This is a genomic window from Streptomyces sp. NPDC048392 (genome assembly GCF_043200575.1).
Classification (GTDB): domain Bacteria; phylum Actinomycetota; class Actinomycetes; order Streptomycetales; family Streptomycetaceae; genus Streptomyces.
Genome location: NZ_JBICYB010000002.1, coordinates 1 through 17,438, shown reverse-complemented (window position 1 = coordinate 17,438; position 17,438 = coordinate 1). Strand labels below are relative to the sequence as shown.

The 17,438-nt window shown below is 71.4% G+C and carries 16 protein-coding genes and 2 pseudogenes; 10 read left to right on the top strand and 8 right to left on the bottom strand.

The genetic code is table 11. The annotated features are described in order from the left end of the window. Positions 1–188 precede the first annotated feature (188 nt). The gene (locus ACGFYH_RS03865; RefSeq protein ID WP_393801540.1) at positions 189–830 is read right to left on the bottom strand and encodes a CE1759 family FMN reductase; all 642 of its coding nucleotides are present in this window, start codon (positions 828–830) and stop codon (positions 189–191) included. Next, complete coding sequence (locus ACGFYH_RS03860) at positions 827–1,957, bottom strand: LLM class flavin-dependent oxidoreductase (RefSeq protein WP_393801539.1); 1,131 nt, start codon at positions 1,955–1,957, stop codon at positions 827–829. Before ACGFYH_RS03860 ends, ACGFYH_RS03865 begins: the two co-directional genes overlap by 4 nt. A 125-nt stretch (positions 1,958–2,082) precedes the next feature. Here ACGFYH_RS03860 and ACGFYH_RS03855 point away from each other — a divergent pair, with 125 nt between their 5' ends. Genes ACGFYH_RS03855 through ACGFYH_RS03845 form a run of 3 tightly spaced genes read left to right on the top strand, consistent with a single transcriptional unit; the run spans position 2,083 to position 3,579 of the window. Further along, on the top strand, positions 2,083–2,421 hold the full coding sequence (locus ACGFYH_RS03855; protein ID WP_007387504.1) for a YnfA family protein: 339 nt from the start codon (positions 2,083–2,085) through the stop codon (positions 2,419–2,421). Positions 2,422–2,476: 55 nt separating this feature from the next. Further along, positions 2,477–3,256 carry an SDR family NAD(P)-dependent oxidoreductase gene (locus tag ACGFYH_RS03850; protein ID WP_393801538.1) on the top strand — a complete coding sequence of 260 codons (780 nt, stop codon included), beginning with the start codon at positions 2,477–2,479 and terminating at the stop codon, positions 3,254–3,256. Between the two features lie 56 nt (positions 3,257–3,312). Then, positions 3,313–3,579 (top strand): DUF397 domain-containing protein, encoded by a 267-nt coding sequence (locus tag ACGFYH_RS03845; RefSeq protein ID WP_393801537.1) that lies wholly within the window; start codon positions 3,313–3,315, stop codon positions 3,577–3,579. A 54-nt stretch (positions 3,580–3,633) separates the two neighbouring features. Here ACGFYH_RS03845 and ACGFYH_RS03840 read toward each other — a convergent pair whose 3' ends face one another. After that, positions 3,634–4,827 carry an RtcB family protein gene (locus ACGFYH_RS03840; RefSeq protein ID WP_393801536.1) on the bottom strand — a complete coding sequence of 398 codons (1,194 nt, stop codon included), beginning with the start codon at positions 4,825–4,827 and terminating at the stop codon, positions 3,634–3,636. Positions 4,828–5,031: 204 nt separating this feature from the next. Between ACGFYH_RS03840 and ACGFYH_RS03835 the strand changes: the two genes are divergently transcribed. The 3 genes from ACGFYH_RS03835 (at position 5,032) to ACGFYH_RS03825 (ending at position 8,283) form a co-directional block, all read left to right on the top strand. Then, positions 5,032–5,880 carry a DUF3558 domain-containing protein gene (locus ACGFYH_RS03835; RefSeq protein WP_393801535.1) on the top strand — a complete coding sequence of 283 codons (849 nt, stop codon included), beginning with the start codon at positions 5,032–5,034 and terminating at the stop codon, positions 5,878–5,880. Between the two features lie 116 nt (positions 5,881–5,996). Further along, on the top strand, positions 5,997–6,926 hold the full coding sequence (locus ACGFYH_RS03830) for a DUF3558 family protein (RefSeq protein ID WP_393801534.1): 930 nt from the start codon (positions 5,997–5,999) through the stop codon (positions 6,924–6,926). An 88-nt stretch (positions 6,927–7,014) separates the two neighbouring features. Continuing rightward, on the top strand, positions 7,015–8,283 hold the full coding sequence (locus ACGFYH_RS03825) for a DUF2637 domain-containing protein (protein ID WP_393801533.1): 1,269 nt from the start codon (positions 7,015–7,017) through the stop codon (positions 8,281–8,283). Positions 8,284–8,358: 75 nt separating this feature from the next. Here the strand turns inward: ACGFYH_RS03825 and lysS are convergent, their stop codons facing one another. Next, positions 8,359–10,098 (bottom strand): lysine--tRNA ligase, encoded by a 1,740-nt coding sequence (lysS, locus tag ACGFYH_RS03820; RefSeq protein ID WP_393801532.1) that lies wholly within the window; start codon positions 10,096–10,098, stop codon positions 8,359–8,361. 169 nt (positions 10,099–10,267) lie between these two features. Here lysS and argS point away from each other — a divergent pair, with 169 nt between their 5' ends. Continuing rightward, entirely contained in the window at positions 10,268–12,043 is a 1,776-nt protein-coding gene (gene argS, locus ACGFYH_RS03815; RefSeq protein WP_393801935.1) for an arginine--tRNA ligase, read from the top strand. 102 nt (positions 12,044–12,145) lie between these two features. On the opposite strand, the gene ACGFYH_RS03810 is transcribed toward argS, so the two are convergent. Both ACGFYH_RS03810 and ACGFYH_RS03805 read right to left on the bottom strand, forming a co-directional pair. Beyond that, positions 12,146–13,378 (bottom strand): PLP-dependent aminotransferase family protein, encoded by a 1,233-nt coding sequence (locus ACGFYH_RS03810; RefSeq protein WP_393801531.1) that lies wholly within the window; start codon positions 13,376–13,378, stop codon positions 12,146–12,148. A 76-nt stretch (positions 13,379–13,454) separates the two neighbouring features. Continuing rightward, a pseudogene (locus ACGFYH_RS03805) lies at positions 13,455–13,631 on the bottom strand (SAM-dependent methyltransferase); the annotation flags it as partial. Here ACGFYH_RS03805 and ACGFYH_RS03800 point away from each other — a divergent pair. Beyond that, positions 13,632–13,925, top strand: a pseudogene (locus tag ACGFYH_RS03800) (DUF4232 domain-containing protein); the annotation flags it as partial. It lies immediately after the preceding pseudogene. Positions 13,926–13,974: 49 nt separating this feature from the next. On the opposite strand, the gene hemB reads toward ACGFYH_RS03800, so the two are convergent. Beyond that, the gene (gene hemB, locus ACGFYH_RS03795) at positions 13,975–14,967 is read right to left on the bottom strand and encodes a porphobilinogen synthase (protein WP_393801530.1); all 993 of its coding nucleotides are present in this window, start codon (positions 14,965–14,967) and stop codon (positions 13,975–13,977) included. A 101-nt stretch (positions 14,968–15,068) separates the two neighbouring features. Between hemB and ACGFYH_RS03790 the strand changes: the two genes are divergently transcribed. Both ACGFYH_RS03790 and ACGFYH_RS03785 read left to right on the top strand, forming a co-directional pair. After that, the gene (locus ACGFYH_RS03790; RefSeq protein WP_393801529.1) at positions 15,069–15,536 is read left to right on the top strand and encodes a MarR family winged helix-turn-helix transcriptional regulator; all 468 of its coding nucleotides are present in this window, start codon (positions 15,069–15,071) and stop codon (positions 15,534–15,536) included. 44 nt (positions 15,537–15,580) lie between these two features. Next, positions 15,581–16,410, top strand: a protein-coding gene (locus tag ACGFYH_RS03785) for an IS5 family transposase (RefSeq protein WP_393801934.1) whose coding sequence is annotated in 2 segments (ribosomal slippage) — positions 15,581–15,920 and positions 15,920–16,410 — 831 coding nt in all. Because the reading frame shifts where the segments join, the coding sequence is not laid out codon by codon here. Between the two features lie 60 nt (positions 16,411–16,470). Here the strand turns inward: ACGFYH_RS03785 and ACGFYH_RS03780 are convergent. After that, positions 16,471–17,118 carry a DUF6518 family protein gene (locus ACGFYH_RS03780; protein ID WP_393801528.1) on the bottom strand — a complete coding sequence of 216 codons (648 nt, stop codon included), beginning with the start codon at positions 17,116–17,118 and terminating at the stop codon, positions 16,471–16,473. Positions 17,119–17,438: the final 320 nt, after the last annotated feature.

The following is a 17,438-nucleotide window of genomic DNA, read 5'->3' as shown; positions in this document are numbered from 1 at the left end:
CGCCGCGCAGGCACCTCCGCACAGCACCGCCTGCACAGCACCTCCGCACAGGCCCCCCCCACAGGCACCTCCGCACAGCACCGCCTGCACAGGACCGCCGCACAGGCACCTCCGCACAGCACCGCCTGCACAGGACCGCCGCACAGGCACCGCCGCACAGGCACCGCCGCACAGGCGCCGGTGGTTCCCTACGGCGCCGGGCTCGGCCCCGGAACGCTCAGCGCGGCGAGCCGCTGCCCGAAGGGCGTGACCTCCTCGAAGGAGTCCCTCCTGGGCAGCGGGCGGGCCGTGGACAGCCCCGCCATCAGCGCGGCCAGCTCGTTCGCGGCCCGCCCGATCCGGGCGTCGAGCCCTTCGGCACCCCAGTCCTCGGAGGCGGCGTACACGCCGGTGGGGACGACGACCGCCTTCAGGTAGGCGAAGAGCGGGCGCAGCGCGTGCTCCAGCACCAGGGAGTGCCGGGCGGTGCCGCCGGTCGCGGCGATCAGTACCGGCTTCCCGGTGAGGGCGTCCTCGTCGGTGACGCTCAGCGCGTCGAAGAACGACTTGAACAGCCCGCTGTACGAGGCCGAGAACACCGGCGTGACGACGATCAGTCCGTCGGCCGCCGCCACCGCCTCGAACGCCTCGGCGAGCGCCTGCGCGGGGAATCCGCTGGTGAAGGTGTGCGCGATCTCCACGGCGAGGTCGCGCAGCTCGATCACCCGGACGTCGGCCGGAGCGGGCTCGGGCGCGGTGGCCGCCGGGGCGGCGACCGCGGCCAGCCGGTCGGCGAGCAGCCGGGTGGACGAGGGGACGCTCAGCCCCGCGGAGACGACGACGAGCTTCATGCGCGCGCTCCTTCCTGGGCGGTGTCCTGCCGGGCCGCGTCCTTCCGGGCCGCGTCCTTCCGGGAGGCCAGCAGGGAGGCGTGGGTCGGCGCGTCCGGCACGTTCGCCGGACGGTTCCCGGCGAACTCCTCGCGCAGGACCGGCACGACCTGTTCGCCGAGCAGGTCGAGCTGTTCGAGGACGGTCTTCAGGGGCAGCCCGGCGTGGTCCATCAGGAACAGCTGGCGCTGGTAGTCACCGGCGTACTCGCGGAAGGCGAGCGTCTTCTCGATCACCTGCTGCGGCGAGCCGACGGTCAGCGGGGTCTGCTCGGTGAACTCCTCCAGCGAGGGCCCGTGCCCGTACACCGGCGCGACGTCGAAGTACGGACGGAACTCGCGCACCGCGTCCTGGCTGTTCTTCCGCATGAACACCTGTCCGCCCAGGCCGACGACCGCCTGCTCGGGGGTGCCGTGCCCGTAGTGGGCGTAACGGGCCCGGTACAGCTCGACCATGCGCTTGGTGTGGTCGGCGGGCCAGAAGATGTTGTTGTGGAAGAAGCCGTCGCCGTAGTACGCCGCCTGCTCGGCGATCTCCGGCGAGCGGATGGAGCCGTGCCAGACGAACGGCGCGACACCGTCCAGCGGCCGGGGTGTGGACGTGAAGCCCTGGAGCGGCGTGCGGAACCTGCCCTCCCAGTTCACGACGTCCTCGCGCCACAGGCGGTGCAGCAGGGCGTAGTTCTCGACGGCGAGGTCGAGGCCCTCGCGGATGTCCTTGCCGAACCAGGGGTAGACCGGCCCGGTGTTGCCGCGCCCCATCATCAGGTCCACCCGGCCGTCGGCCAGGTGCTGGAGCATCGCGAAGTCCTCGGCGATCTTCACCGGGTCGTTCGTGGTGATCAGGGTGGTGGAGGTGGACAGGACCAGCCGCTCGGTGCGCGCCGCTATGTAGCCGAGCATCGTCGTCGGCGACGAGGGCACGAAGGGCGGGTTGTGGTGCTCGCCGGTCGCGAAGACGTCGAGCCCGACCTCCTCGGCCTTCAGCGCGACGGCGACCATGGCCTTGATCCGCTCACGCTCGGTCGGCGTACGGCCCGTGGTCGGGTCCGGCGTGACGTCGCCGACGGTGAAGATGCCGAACTGCATGGTCGCTCAACCTCCGAGTTGTTGACGGTTCAACTATACCCGGAACGGAGGGCACCCTGCGGATATTCCGGCCGCGGCTCCGGCCCTCGCGTTCCGCCCCGGCACCGCCGTGCGAAGCTGCCCGCATGCTCGTCCTGCGCTCCGCCGCCCTGTTCGTCGTCGCCGCCCTGTTCGAGATCGGCGGTGCCTGGCTGGTGTGGCAGGGGGTGCGCGAACAGCGCGGCTGGCTGTGGGCGGCGGGCGGGGTCCTCGCCCTCGGCGCCTACGGCTTCGTCGCCACCTTCCAGCCCGACGCCCACTTCGGCCGCATCCTCGCCGCGTACGGCGGGATCTTCGTGGCCGGCTCGATCCTGTGGGGCGTGGTCGCCGACGGCTACCGGCCCGACCGCTGGGACATCGCCGGGGCCCTGGTCTGCCTCGCCGGCATGGCCGTGATCATGTGGGCGCCGCGCAACGGCGGCTGACTACCCTGGTCGGCGACTGGTGACACCGACCGAGGAACCGACCGAGGAGCAGTCCATGGCCACCGCAGCCGCCCCGCCCGCCGCCTCCCGCATCGCCGTCGTGACAGGTGCGAGCAGCGGCATCGGCGCCGCCACGGCCCGGCAGCTCGCCGCCGCCGGATACCGCGTCGTCCTCACCGCCCGCCGCAAGGACCGCATCGAGGCTCTGGCGGAGGAGATCGAGGCGGCCGGCCACAAGGCGACGGCCTACCCCCTGGACGTCACGGACCGCGAGGCGGTCGACGAGTTCGCGACCGCCTTCAGGACGGTCGGCGTCCTCGTCAACAACGCGGGCGGCGCGCTCGGCGCCGACCCGGTGGCCACCGGCGACCCGGACGACTGGCGCCGCATGTACGAGACGAACGTCATCGGCACCCTCAACCTCACCCAGGCCCTGCTCCCCGGGCTGGAGGCGAGCGGCGACGGCACGATCGTGGTCGTCTCCTCGACCGCGGGATTCGGCACCTACGAGGGCGGCGCGGGCTACGTCGCCGCCAAGCACGGCGAACACGTCCTCGCCGAGACCCTGCGCCTGGAGATCGTCGGCCGTCCGGTGCGTGTCATCGAGATCGCGCCCGGCATGGTCAAGACCGACGAGTTCGCCCTGACCCGCTTCGGCGGCGACCGGGACAAGGCGGCCAAGGTCTACCAGGGCGTCGCCGACCCCCTGACCGCCGACGACGTCGCCGACACCATCACCTGGGCGGTCACCCGCCCCGCCCACGTCAACATCGACCTCCTGGTCGTCCGGCCCCGGGCCCAGGCGTCGAACACGAAGGTGCACCGGGAGGGCTGACGCACGGCGACCGGTCCGCTACGGCACACTCGGCCCACACGGTCTTGCCTGGACCGGTGGGCCGTGCGGTGACGCCCCAGTCGACCGCGAGGACGTCGACCAGGAGCAGCCCCGCCCCGACTCCCCGGCAACGGGACATCGACGGCCTGGCCTGGTACAAGAGCAGTCACAGCGCCGGGGGCGGCGGCGAGTGCGTCGAGGTCGCCTCCTTGCCGGGCGTGACGCACGTCCGCGACTCGAAGGACAAGGCGGGTCCGAAGCTCGGCCTGACGCCGACGGCGTGGACGGAGTTCGTCAAATGCGCCGCCCGGCATACCGCGTAGGCCGAAGATCCGTGCCCCGTGACCACCCACCAGGGCCACGGGGCACTGAGGTGCTCAGCCCTTCACGCAGACGACCTGCTTCAGCTTCGCCACGACCTCGACCAGGTCGCGCTGCTGGTCGATGACCTGCTCGATCGGCTTGTAGGCGCCCGGGATCTCGTCCACGACGCCCGAGTCCTTGCGGCACTCCACACCCCGCGTCTGCTCCTCCAGGTCCCTGGTGGAGAAGCGCCGCTTGGCCGCGTTCCGGCTCATGCGCCGACCGGCGCCGTGCGAAGCGGAGTTGAAGGACTTGGCGTTGCCGAGGCCCTTCACGATGTACGAACCCGTGCCCATGGAACCGGGGATGATCCCGTGGTCACCGGAACCCGCGCGGATCGCGCCCTTGCGGGTCACCAGCAGGTCCATCCCGTCGTACCGCTCTTCGGCGACGTAGTTGTGGTGCGCGCTGATCTCCGGCTGGAAAGCCGGCTTGGCCTTCTTGAACTCCTTGCGGACCACGTCCTTGAGGAGCGCCATCATGAGCGTGCGGTTGTACTTCGCGTACTCCTGCGCCCAGAACAGGTCGTTGCGGTACGCCGCCATCTGCGGGGTGTCCGCGACGAACACGGCGAGGTCGCGGTCGATCAGGCCCTGGTTGTGCGGGAGCCGCTGGGCGATGCCGATGTGGTGCTCGGCGAGCTCCTTGCCGATGTTGCGGGAGCCGGAGTGCAGCATCAGCCAGACAGAACCTGACGTATCGGTGCATACCTCGACGAAGTGATTACCGGAACCAAGCGTTCCCATCTGCTTTCCGGCCCGCTCGTAACGGAACTTGACGGCTTCGGCCACCCCGTCGAACCGCCCCCGGAAATCGTCCCACCCCGCCGTCGCCGGCCCGTGGAAGCGGCCCGGGTCGACCGGGCTGTCGTGCATGCCCCGCCCCACCGGGATCGCCTGCTCGATCTTCGAGCGCAGCCGGGACAGGTCGCCCGGGAGGTCGTTCGCCGTCAGGGAGGTCTGCACCGCCGACATGCCGCAGCCGATGTCGACGCCCACCGCGGCCGGGCACACCGCGCCGCGCATCGCGATCACGGAGCCGACCGTCGCACCCTTGCCGTAGTGCACGTCCGGCATGACCGCGAGGCCCTTGATCCACGGCAGGGTCGCGACGTTGCGCAGCTGCTGGAGGGCGCCCTCCTCGACCGTCGCCGGGTCGGCCCACATCCGGATCGGCACCCTCGCGCCCGGCATCTCCACGTACGACACAGCGTCCTCATTCCCCCGGAAGACAAACAGAAGTCTCAAAGCGCAAAACCGGCACCAAGGGCAGTCAAAGGGACGACCGACCGGCGTTCACGGCGGCGCGTGCGATACACATTGTCTCCAGGGGACGCCCCCGCGCGGCAAGCGAATAACCAGCGGGGACACTGGAGTACCGACCACAGCCACACCGGCGAGAGGAGCCGCACCGTGCAGCGGAAGGCCTACGTACCCGGCGTCGCCGCCCTCCTGGCGGCGTTGCTGGCCGGCTGTACCGGCGGCTCGGGCGACGGCGCCACGGCGGACGACTCGGACCCGGGCCGGCCCGGCGTGGCGACCGAGGCGGCCGAGCCCGGCAAGTACCGCACCCTCCCGGAGCCGTGCGGCGCGGTCGGCCCCGAGGCGCTCGACTCGCTCCTGCCCGGCATCGAGGAGATCGCGGACGAGGAGCAGCGCGGGAAGGCGTACGCGGGCGAACCGACGCTCGCCTACGACACCGACCGCAAGGTCGGCTGCCGCTGGAAGGTGGAGTCGGCGGACGCCACCGACCATCTCTCCGTCGACTTCGAGCGGGTGGTGTCGTACGACAACTCCGTGAGCGACGACAGCGAGGCCGAGCGGCTCTTCGCGCAGCAGGTGGAGGCGGCCGACCTGCCCGAACCGGTCGTCTCGGAGTCGGAGTCCCCGTCCGGTGCCACGCCGGAGTCCGGGTCACCGTCCGCCACCGCGTCGTCCGGCGCACCCTCCGCCCCGGCCTCCGGCTCCGTGTCGTCCACCGCACCGTCGTCGGGCGCGTCCTCCGAGTCCCCGTCCACCGAGCTCCAGCCGCGGCTCCTCGACGGTCTGGGTGACGAGGCGTTCGTGGACGACGCGCTGAACAGCTCCGGTTCGACGGCGGAGCGACGGACCGTGACTGTGGCGTTCCGCACGTCGAACGTCGTGGTGACCATCGAGTACGCGGAGCAGTCGGCGACGCCCGGAGTCGTCCCGGACAGCGAGGAAATGCAGGACATGGCGCGGAAACTGGCTTCCCGGCTGGCGGATTCGCTGAGCGGCTGAGTCCCGTGCGGGTCCCCGGCGCCCGTGCGCGGCGCGCTCGAAGCGGGACCGCGCGATTTCCGCACCGCGTACCGTGGCCCCTCGGACCCGTTCCGAACGCAGGAACCACGAGTGCCATGAGTGAAGGAACCATGCAGCTACGAGCCCAGCGTGACCAGCGAGACCAGCAGGCGGAGCGAGCGAAGCGGCTCGCCCGCGTCCTCGTCGGCGCGGCCGCCGTACCCGTGATGCTGGTGGCAGCCGGCTGCTCCTCGGACTCCGGCTCCGACGACGGCAAGGACAAGGCCGCGCGGGAGTCCGCGGCCTCCAAGTCCGCGAGCCCGTCCCCGACGGTGCGGGCGGCGGCGTTCCGGAAGCTCCCGGAGCCGTGTGCGGTGCTGGCGGAGAAGACGCTGGACGACCTGGTGCCGAAGGCGGGCTCCGGCAAGGAGGGCACGACCGACGACACGGCGACGCGCTCCGGTTGCTCCTGGGACAGCCTCGACGACAACGGCGTGAAGGGCTCCCAGTTCCGCTGGCTGAGCGTGTCGATGCTGCGCTTCGAGTCGGACGTGACGCGCGGCGAGGGCGACGAGCTGGCGCGTGACTACTACCGCAAGCAACTGCGGGACGCCCAGGCCGCGCAGGGCGCGAAGGCCGTCAAGACCACGCCGCTGAGCGGCACGGGCGACGAGGCCTCGGTGGTCCGCTACGACCTGAAGAAGAAGGAAGGCACCTTCAAGCAGCAGACGGTCGTTGCGCGCGTCGAGAACGTCGTCGTCACCGTCGACTACAACGGCGCGGGTCTGGCGGGCGACAAGACGCCGGACGCCGACGACCTGGTGAAGGACGCGCAGAAGGCGGCCAAGGAGGTGGTGGCCGCGGTGACGAAGGCCAACGGCGGTGCCGACGGCGGCGGCAGGGCGAGCGGCACGCCGTCGCCCTCCGGGCCGGCCTCCGGCTCCCCCTCGGAGTCGGCGTCCGGGCCGGCCTCCAAGCCGTCGTCCAAGTCCTCCTCGAAGTCGGCGTCCAAGTCCTCCTCGAAGTCGCCTTCGAAGTCGAGCTGAGGCTCTCTTCGGCCCACCGGCCACCCGTTCCCCGCACACATGTGCCACTCTGTTGCGCGCAACAACAGGCATTGCGAGGGGAGTACGGGTGGCCGCGCCACTTCAGCTGACACGGACGCATCGTGTTCTCATCGGCATGGTCGTCTTCGGCGCCGTCGTCATCGCCGGGATCGGCTTCGCGGGTTCGTACGCGGCGGTGCGGGAACTGGCCCTGCAGAAGGGCTTCGGGAACTTCAGCTACGTCTTCCCGATCGGCATCGACGCGGGCATCTGCGTACTGCTGGCCCTGGACCTGCTGCTGACCTGGATCCGCATCCCCTTCCCGCTGCTGCGGCAGACGGCCTGGCTGCTGACGGCGTCGACGATCGCGTTCAACGGCGCGGCGGCCTGGCCCGACCCGCTGGGCGTCGGCATGCACGGCGTGATCCCGATCCTGTTCGTGGTGTCGGTGGAGGCCGCCCGGCACGCGATCGGCCGGATCGCCGACATCACCGCCGACAAGCACATGGAGGGCGTCCGCCTCACCCGCTGGCTGCTCTCCCCACTGCCGACGTTCCTGCTGTGGCGGCGCATGAAGCTGTGGGAGCTGCGCTCCTACGAGCAGGTCATCAAGCTGGAGCAGGAGCGCCTGGTCTACCAGGCCCGGCTGCGTTCCCGCTTCGGCCGCGCCTGGCGCCGCAAGGCGCCCGTGGAGTCCCTGATGCCGCTGCGCCTGGCCCGCTACGGCGTGCCCCTGGCGCAGACGGCCCCGTCCGGCCTGGCGGCGGCGGGCATCGAACCGGCCCTGCTCCCGCCGGCGCCGCGACCGCAGGAGACGGGCCCCGAGACGGCGCCGGCGGCCGAACAGCGTCCCGAGCTGGTCGGCCGCGGGGACGCGGAGCCGGTACGGGAGAACGAGCCCGCCCCGGAGCAGAATCCCTGGCTGCACGCCCGCGATCCGCAGTCGGTCGAGTACCACGGTGACTACGACCCCACGTACGACCCGGACCAGTACGCCCAGTGGGAGGCGGAACAGCGGCAGGCCGATCAGTACCGGCAGCAGTTCGAGGAGGAGCCGCCCGCGCAGGAGCCCTCTCCGGAGGAGACCGGCAGCTTCCCCATACCGGTCGGCCCCCACCGCACCCGCGAGCTGGGCGAGGGCGGCGGCCCGCCGGAGCCCGAGGACCCGGACGAGGACGCCTACTACCAGATCTTCAAGCAGTCGATCAACGGCAGCGGCTATCCCACCCCGCGGGAGTTCGGCTACAACGTCGAGGCGACGTACGGCGTCTCCGTCCCGGACGCCGACGCCAAGCGCATGGTCCTGCGTTTCCAGGAGCGCCACACGGCGGAGCTGGAGGACGAGCACATCGCCTGACGGCGCCGCGTACGGCGAAAGGGGGCACCCGGTGAAGACCGGATGCCCCCTCCGCCGTGTCCCTACGGTCCGGACCTACTCCCCGAGCAGGGTCCGCACCCGCTCCTGCCCCACCGCGAGGAGCAGCGTGGGCAGTCGCGGGCCGGTGTCGCGGCCGACGAGCAGGTGGTAGAGCAACGCGAAGAACGTCCGCTGGGCGCTCTTGATCTCCGGCGGCAGTTCCTTGGGCGTGGCGTCGGCGGGGAAGCCCGCCTGGACCTTGGGGACGCCGTAGACGTGGTGGGTGAGCCCGTCCAGGGACCAGTGGTCGGCCAGCCCGTCGAGCAGTAGCCGCAGCGACTGCCGGCTCGGCTCGTCGAGGGACTTGAGCAGCTCGGCGTCGGGCTCCTGGCGCACGACGGTGCGCTGGTCGGCGGGGACGTGGGTGTTGATCCACGCCTCGGCCTTGTCATAGCGCGGCCGGGCCTGCGCCAGCGACGCGATCGGGTCCGCCGGGTCCAGCTCGCCGAGGATGCGCAGCGCCTGGTCCTCGTGGCCGGCGGTGATGTCGGCCACCGAGGCGAGCGTGCGGTACGGCAGCGGCCTGGGCGTCCGCGGCAGCTCACCGGCGGCCGTGCCCACGGCACGCGCGTGGGCGGCGGCGTCGGCGGGCAGCACGCTGCCGTCGGCGACCTTGGCGTCGAGGCGGTCCCACTCGTCGTACAGGCGCTGGATCTCCTGGTCGAAGGCGATCTTGAACGACTGGTTGGGGCGGCGGCGGGCGTACAGCCAGCGCAGCAGCTGCGGCTCCATGATCCGGAGCGCGTCGGCCGGGGTGGGCACCCCGCCCTTCGACGAGGACATCTTGGCCATGCCGCTGATGCCGACGAACGCGTACATCGGGCCGATCGGCTGCTCGCCGCCGAAGATCCCGACGATCTGCCCGCCGACCTGGAACGACGACCCGGGAGAGGAGTGGTCGACGCCGCTGGGTTCGAAGACGACCCCCTCGTACGCCCAGCGCATGGGCCAGTCGACCTTCCAGACCAGCTTGCCGCGGTTGAACTCGCTCAGCCGCACGGTCTCGGAGAAGCCGCAGGCGGTGCAGGCGTACGTCAGCTCGGTCGAGTCGTCGTCGTACGCGGTGACCGTCGTCAGGTCCTTCTCGCAGTTGCCGCAGTAGGGCTTGTACGGGAAGTACCCGGCGGCGCCGGAGCCGCCGTCGTCCTCGGCGGCGGCTCCGGAGCCCTCGGCGGCCTCCAGCTCGGCCTCGTCGGCGGGCTTCTGCGACTTCTTCGCGGGGGCCTTCCTGGTCCGGTACTGGTCGAGGATCGCGTCGATGTCCCGCCGGTGCCTCATGGCGTGCAGGATCTGCTCGCGGTAGACGCCCGAGGTGTACTGCGCGGTCTGGCTGATTCCGTCGAACTCGACACCCATCTCGGCCAGCGAGTCGACCATCGCGGCCTTGAAGTGCTCCGCCCAGTTCGGGTGCGGGGAGCCCTTCGGGGCGGGGACGGAGGTCAGGGGCTTGCCGATGTGCTCGGCCCAGGACTCGTCCACTCCGGCGACCCCGGCCGGCACCTTGCGGTAGCGGTCGTAGTCGTCCCAGGAGATCAGGTGCCGCGCCCGGTGGCCGCGGCGGCGGATCTCGTCGGCGACGAGATGCGGGGTCATGACCTCGCGCAGGTTGCCCAGGTGGATGGGACCGGAAGGGGAGAGCCCGGACGCGACGACGACCGGTTTGCCCGGGGCACGACGCTCCGACTCGGCGACGACCTCGTCCGCGAAACGGGAGACCCAGTCGGTGGTCTCTGTGCTCTGAGCCACGATCGGCACGTCCTCTTTCCCGAAGTTCCTGAAGTTCTGCTCAGGCAGCCGGTACGGTCGCACGGCTGACCGCCCCATTCTCCCAGCCCGGCCCGCATCCGCGAAAACCGCTTTTCACCGCGTGGGATACTCGGTTTCCGCAGTACTCCAGGAACCCGAGCAGAACGGCAGCCACTCCATGGCCTCGGTCACGTCCCTCAGCGACTCCGTCCAGCAGCACCTCGCGTCCGCCCTCACGGCCACCCGGCCGGAAGCCGCCGGCGTCGACCCGCTGCTGCGACGAAGCGACCGGGCGGACTACCAGGCCAACGGCATCCTCGCCCTGGCCAAGAAGACGAAGGCCAACCCGCGGGAGCTGGCCACCGAGGTCGTCGCGCACCTCACCACCGGCGACCTGATCAAGGACGTCGAGGTCTCCGGCCCCGGCTTCCTCAACATCACCATCGGCGACCGGGCGATCATCGGGAACCTCGCCGCGCGGTACGCGGACGACACCGGCCGGCTCGGTGTCCCGCGCGCCGGGCACCCGGGCACCACGGTGGTCGACTACGCCCAGCCGAACGTGGCGAAGGAGATGCACGTAGGTCACCTGCGTTCCGCGGTGATCGGCGACTCGGTCGTCCAACTGCTGGAGTTCACCGGCGAGAACGTCGTGCGGCGGCACCACATCGGCGACTGGGGCACCCAGTTCGGCATGCTCATCCAGTATCTGGAGGAGCACCCGCACGAGCTGGACCACCGGGCCGCCGGGGGCGGTGCGGTCTCCGGCGAGGAGGCGATGTCCAACCTCGACCGCCTCTACAAGGCCGCGCGCAGGCTTTTCGACTCCGACGAGGAGTTCAAGACGCGGGCACGGCGCCGGGTGGTCGACCTGCAGGCCGGGGAGCCGAAGACGCTCGCCGCGTGGCAGAGGTTCGTCGACGAGTCGAAGATCTACTTCTTCTCCGTCTTCGAGAAGCTGGACATGGAGATCCGCGATCCCGACATCGTCGGCGAGTCCGGCTACAACGACATGCTGGCCGAGACCTGCCGCCTGCTGGAGGAGTCGGGCGTCGCGGTCCGCTCCGAGGGCGCGCTGTGCGTGTTCTTCGACGACATCAAGGGCCCGGACGGCAACCAGGTCCCGCTGATCGTGCAGAAGTCGGACGGTGGCTACGGCTACGCGGCCACCGACCTCTCCGCGATCCGCGACCGCGTCTTCGGCCTGAAGGCGGACACGCTGCTGTACGTGGTCGACGCCCGGCAGTCCCTCCACTTCAAGATGGTCTTCGAGACCGCCCGCAGGGCCGGCTGGCTGAGCGACGACGTGACGGCGCGGCAGCTGGCCTTCGGCACGGTCCTCGGCAAGGACGGCAAGCCGTTCAAGACCCGTGAGGGCGAGACGGTCCGCCTGGTCGACCTCCTCGACGAGGCCGTCGACCGCGCGTCCGCCGTGGTCCGGGAGAAGGCGCAGGACCTCTCCGAGGAGGAGATCGCCGAGCGGGGCGCCCAGGTGGGCATCGGCGCGGTGAAGTACGCGGACCTGTCGACGTCGGCGAACCGGGACTACAAGTTCGACCTGGACCAGATGGTCTCGCTCAACGGCGACACGTCCGTCTACCTCCAGTACGCCTACGCCCGGATCCGGTCGATCCTGCGCAAGGCCGGCGAGGTCGGCCCGGCCGCCCACCCGGAGCTGGAGCTGGCGGCGGCCGAGCGGGCCCTGGGCCTGCACGTGGACGCCTTCGCGGAGACGGTGGCCGAGGCGGCGAAGGAGTACGCCCCGCACAAGCTGACGGCATACCTGTACCAGCTGGCGTCTCTGTTCACGTCGTTCTACGACAAGTGCCCGGTGATCAAGCCCGCTCCGCCGCGGGAGGTGGCGGAGAACCGGCTCCTCCTGTGCGAGGTCACGGCCCGCACCCTGCACCAGGGCCTGGCCCTGCTGGGCATCCGGACGCCCGAGCGGCTCTGAGAACGGCGTCGTCGTCCGTGCGCTGTCGGACCCGGCACCGCACGGGCGGCGACGGCCCGCCGCCCTCGGCCCTTGGTCCCGCACCGAGGGCCGCGCCGGGTCCTACGCCGCCCGGTGCACTGCCTCCCGCAGCCCCTCCCCCAGCCTGCGCAGCCCCTCCGCGATCACGTCCGGCGTCTGGGTGACGAAGCAGAGCCGCAGCGTGGCGCGGTCGGGCTCGCCCGCGTGGAAGGGGGCGCCGGGGACGTACGCCACGTCGTGCCGGACCACCCCGGGGAGCAGGGCCGCGGTGTCGTACCCCTCGGGCAGCCGGGCCCACAGGAACATGCCGCCCTCGGGGCGGGTCCACACCGACCCCGCCGGGAGCGCGTCCGCGAGGCCCGCGAGCATGGCGTCCCGGCGTGCGCCGTAGGCGGCGGCGACGCGTGCGACGTGGGCGTCCAGGTCCCGGTCGGCCAGGTAGCGGGCGGCGGCGAGCTGGTTGACGGTCGGGGTGTGCAGGTCGGCGGCCTGCTTGGCGACCGCGCAGGCCCGGCGCAGCTCGGCGGGGGCCCGCAGCCAGCCCAGCCGCAGGCCGGGTGCCATGACCTTGGAGAAGGAGCCCAGCAGCACGGTCCGGTCCCGGGCGCCCTCGCAGGAGGCGATCCACGGCACGCGCTCGCCCTCGAAGCGCAGCTCCCCGTACGGGTCGTCCTCGACGATCCACAGCCCGCACCGTCCGGCGACCTCGGCGACGGCGGCACGGCGGGCGGCGGGCATGGTGCGGCCGGTGGGATTGGAGAAGGTGGGGACCGTGTAGAGCAGCTTGGGTCGCTCGCGCACCACCAGCTCCGCCAGCGCCCCGGGGTCGATCCCGTCCCCGTCCCCGGGGACGGCCACCACCCGGGCGCCCGCGAAGCCGAAGGCCTGGAGCGCGGCCAGGTAGCAGGGGCGCTCGACCAGGACGGTGTCGCCGGGTTCGAGCAGGGCGGTGGCGAGGAGCGACAGGGCCTGCTGCGAGCCGGTGGTGACGAGGACGTCGTCGGAGCCGGTGGCCAGTCCGCGCGCCGAGGTGCGGGCGGCGAGCGCGGCCCGCAGGGCGGGGTCGCCCTCGGTGGTGGAGTACTGAAGCGCCCGCGCGGGCACCTCGGCGAGGACGTCCCGGTACGCGGCGGCGATGCCCTCCGTGTCGAACAGCTCGGGGGCCGGCAGCCCGCCCGCGAAGTTGATCACCTCGGGGCGGCCGGTGACGGCGAGGATGTCCCGTACGGGCGAACCGGCGATGGACCGGGCCCGCGCGGCGAGCGGCGGTGGAGGAGCAGAGGCGGCGGTGGCGGCGGACGCGGTCACGGTCATGCCCGCAGCCTAGGGAAGTACGTGCCGCCTACAAGAGACTTTCCGCGATCCGGACACCCGGGCGGCTGCCGGGCCGTCAGTCCTTGACGCCCAGCCCGCCGTACACGTTGATGTCCGCGTCCGTGACGTCGTTGATGTCCTTGTAACGGGCCTTCTCGACGGCGTCGAGTCCGGCGAGGTACGACGCGTCCGGCTGCTCGGGCACCGGCGCCGCGTGGTCCGGCCGCCAGTGGTGCACGGGGACGACACCCGGCCGCAGTACCCGGCGGCGCGGTTCGGCGAGGCCCAGTCGGTGCCGCCCGTCGCCGAGTCCAGCAAGCCGCGGTCGCTGACGACGCTGTCCCCCGGCGAGTCCGGCTACGCCGGCGTGCGCCTGTCGTCCGGCGACGGCAGCGGGGAGAACGGCTACGAGACGAACACCCTCACGATCCCCTTCGAGGACGGCTCCATCGCCAGGGTCAAGCTGCCCTCGGGCGGCGTGTACGTCGACACGGCGCTGACGGTCACCTACTGGCAGACCGGCGCGGCCCACGCGCCCGAGTACTGAAGAGGTCCGCGGACCCGCACCCCGTGTGCGAGGGGCAGGCGCAGGTCGCTCAGCGCAGTGTGCGAGCGACCTCGGTCGCCCAGTACGTCAGGATGTTGCGCGCGCCGGCCCGCTTGATCCCGGTGAGGGTTTCCAGGATGGCCCGGTCGCGGTCGATCCAGCCCTTCTCGGCGGCGGCCTCGACCATCGAGTACTCGCCGGAGATCTGGTAGGCGGCGACGGGCACGTCCACGGCCTCGGCGACCCTGGCGAGGATGTCGAGGTAGGGCCCGGCCGGCTTGACCATCACCATGTCGGCGCCCTCCTCCAGGTCCAGCGCCAGCTCCCGCATCGACTCCCGCACGTTGGCGGCGTCCTGCTGGTAGGTCTTGCGGTCTCCCCTGAGCGAGGACCCGACGGCCTCGCGGAAGGGCCCGTAGAAGGCGGAGGCGTACTTGGCGGTGTACGCGAGGACGGCGACGTCCTCCCGCCCGATCTGGTCCAGCGCGTCCCGGACGACGCCGATCTGCCCGTCCATCATCCCGCTGGGCCCGACCACATGGGCGCCGGCGTCGGCCTGCACCCGCGCCATCTCGGCGTACCGCTCGAGGGTGGCGTCGTTGTCGACGCGCCCCTGCTCGTCGAGCACCCCGCAGTGGCCGTGGTCGGTGAACTCGTCGAGGCACAGGTCGGACATGACGAGCAGCTCGTCCCCGACCTCTGCCCGTACGTCGCGCAGCGCGACCTGGAGGATCCCGTCCGGATCGGTCCCGACCGTCCCGGCGGCGTCCTTCTTCTCCTCCTCGGGAACACCGAACAGCATGATCCCGGAGACTCCGGCCTCGACCGCCTCCGCGGCCGCCTTCTTCAGCGTGTCCCGCGTGTGCTGGACCACGCCGGGCATCGCCGCGATCGGCACCGGCTCGCGCACGCCCTCGCGTACGAAGGCGGGGAGGACGAGGTCGGCGGGGTGCAGCCGGGTCTCGGCGACCATCCGACGCATGACGGGAGTGCTCCGCAGCCGCCGGGGCCGGGTGCCGGGAAAGGATCCGTACGTCGACATACCACCTACGCTACGCCCGCCCCACCCGTGCCTTTGCCGACGAGAAGTCGGCCCGGCCGCCCCTTGACCTCAACCGAACTTGAGCTTCTACGGTCGACGCCATGGACTACTCGCACAGCGACGCCGAACTCATCCGCCAGCCCATCGGCTACTGGACCTGGGCGGCACACAAGGCCGTCGTCACCCGCACCCGGGCGGCCCTCGCCGAGCTCGGCACGACCCAGCCCCAGTGGTGGGTCCTCGCCCAGGTCGCCCGGGCCGGTGCCCCGAAGACCCGTGCCGAGGTCTCCGGCCTCCTGCGGAACTACCTGGACGCGGGTCCGGAGGTGATGGAGTCGGAGATCGACGCGACGATCGAGGCGGGCTGGATCGACCAGGCCGGAGACACCCCGGACGGCCGCCTGACGCTCACCCCCGAGGGCAGGGCGTTCTTCGGGAAGGCCGCGGCCGTCCAGGACGACCTGTGGACGGAACGCCACGCCGGAATCTCCGACGAGGAGTACCTGACCACGATGAAGGTGCTCCAGCGCTTCATCCACAACACGGGGGGCGAGGCCTGGCACCACTAGGCAGTGTCTTCAAATGATCGCCGCTGGTGGATCATGGTGTCGTGATACGTCGTCATGAACTGTCCGATGCCGAGTGGGAGTTCGTCCGGCCGTTGCTTCCCGTGCCGTTGCGGGGGCGGAAGCGGCTGGATGACCGCCGGGTCCTGAACGGGATCGTGTGGAAGTTCCGGACCGGGTCGGCCTGGCGGGATGTGCCCGAGCGTTACGGGCCGTGGGCCACGCTGCATACGCGTTTTCGCAGGTGGGCGGCGGACGGGACGTTCGAACGGATGCTGCGGGCTGCTCAGGCGAAGGCGGATGCGGCGGGCGACATCGAGTGGCTGGTGTCGGTCGATTCCACGGTCGTCCGGGCCCATCAGCATGCGGCGGGGGCCCGAAAAGGGGGCTCCGCGACCCGGCCCTCGGCCGGTCCAGGGGCGGTCTGACCAGCAAGATTCACCTGGCCTGCGACGGCCGGGGCCGGCCTCTCGGCTTCGTCGTGACGGGCGGCAACACCAACGACTGCACCCGGTTCACCGCCGTGATGGAACAGATCCGGGTGCCCCGGATCGGACCGGGACGGCCCCGCGTCCGGCCCGATCACGTCCTGGGCGACAAGGGCTACAGCTCGAAGGCGATCCGCACCTGGCTCCGCCGCCGCGGCATCGCCCACACGATCCCCGAGCGGGCCGACCAGGTCCGCAACCGGGCCCGGCAAGGCACTCGCGGAGGCCGCCCGCCGGCCTTCGACCGCGAGGCCTACAAACACCGCAACGTCGTTGAACGGTGTTTCAACCGCCTGAAGCAATGGCGCGGCATCGCCACCCGCTACGACAAGACCGCCCAGTCCTACGAAGCAGCCGTCACCCTCGCATCACTCCTGATGTGGGCCTGATGTTTCGTGACAAGCTCAGTGGCCGTCGCTGACAGCCGTGCCCCTACCTGGCGGGCCCACTCAGCCGGACACCGCGTCCAGGAGGCCATAGAGGACCTGATAGGTGACGAAGGACGCGGGGATCGCCACAGCGAGGCTCAGGCCGCGTTCCTTCCAGGTGCGCCCCAACAGCAGCGGAAGACCGCAGGCGAGAGCGGCGCAGACCACTGCCTGCGGTAGGTACCCCAGGCCGAGCCAGTAGTGGAGGCCTTCACTGCCGAAGAGGCCGCCGAGTGCGCCGAGCGCCACGTAACGCCGCCAGGGCCGCGTAGCGCGTCTCGACCACGCGCCCGCGACGCCGAACAGCGGCCCCGCGACGCATGCCATGGAGAGCCAGAGCAGCGGAAAGGTGAGCGAGCCCATGCCGCCCCGCCCGAACTCGGCGTACCCGTAGTAGCCGACGACGAGCCCGACCTCCGCCAAGGCTCCGGCTGCCGCCGGACCACGATGGCCTTCGGTGCGGTGCGCGAAGGCGACGCCCGCGGCGAACGCGAACATCGTCCACACCGCACCGGAGTTCGCCAAGTTGTTCCACGCCCCGGGCAGCCAGCCCTGCACCAGGTTCGTCAGGATGCCCCCGACGAGCCCTGCGCCGAGGCACAGGACAGCCGCGCCCGGGGCGTTCTTCAAGCGCAGGCGGGGGGAAGCGATCGAATCGGCAGCAGACATACCCCGACTATACATAGTGTTTACACACCTGGTTTATAGACGCAGTTTATAGCTGGACGTCGGCCATCGCCCCGGCGATTGACACCACCCACCGAGATCCAGTTAGGCGGACACACAACCAGCCAGCTGGCGACGAGGCCAAGGGTCTCGGGATCGGCGGGCTCGCACAGCAGGCGACGATAGGCGAGCAGAATCCCCAAGCGTTCCGACGAAGCGGCCGTCACCGGCAGTGTCCACGGCGCTCATGCTGCCGGTGCCGGTGGCGATACTGGCGGGGTGGACTCCGCCGTGGATGCGTAAGCGACAGGCCGGGATGCGGC

What these genes read in the sequence shown, in the direction of transcription:
- ACGFYH_RS03865 (WP_393801540.1), bottom strand. Translation starts at nt 830, where the DNA reads ATGAAGCTCGTCGTCGTCTCCGCGGGGCTGAGCGTCCCCTCGTCCACC.
- ACGFYH_RS03860 (WP_393801539.1), bottom strand. Translation starts at nt 1,957, where the DNA reads ATGCAGTTCGGCATCTTCACCGTCGGCGACGTCACGCCGGACCCGACC.
- ACGFYH_RS03855 (WP_007387504.1), top strand. Translation starts at nt 2,083, where the DNA reads ATGCTCGTCCTGCGCTCCGCCGCCCTGTTCGTCGTCGCCGCCCTGTTC.
- ACGFYH_RS03850 (WP_393801538.1), top strand. Translation starts at nt 2,477, where the DNA reads ATGGCCACCGCAGCCGCCCCGCCCGCCGCCTCCCGCATCGCCGTCGTG.
- ACGFYH_RS03830 (WP_393801534.1), top strand. Translation starts at nt 5,997, where the DNA reads ATGAGTGAAGGAACCATGCAGCTACGAGCCCAGCGTGACCAGCGAGAC.
- argS (WP_393801935.1), top strand. Translation starts at nt 10,268, where the DNA reads ATGGCCTCGGTCACGTCCCTCAGCGACTCCGTCCAGCAGCACCTCGCG.
- ACGFYH_RS03810 (WP_393801531.1), bottom strand. Translation starts at nt 13,378, where the DNA reads ATGACCGTGACCGCGTCCGCCGCCACCGCCGCCTCTGCTCCTCCACCG.
- hemB (WP_393801530.1), bottom strand. Translation starts at nt 14,967, where the DNA reads ATGTCGACGTACGGATCCTTTCCCGGCACCCGGCCCCGGCGGCTGCGG.
- ACGFYH_RS03790 (WP_393801529.1), top strand. Translation starts at nt 15,069, where the DNA reads ATGGACTACTCGCACAGCGACGCCGAACTCATCCGCCAGCCCATCGGC.
- ACGFYH_RS03780 (WP_393801528.1), bottom strand. Translation starts at nt 17,118, where the DNA reads ATGTCTGCTGCCGATTCGATCGCTTCCCCCCGCCTGCGCTTGAAGAAC.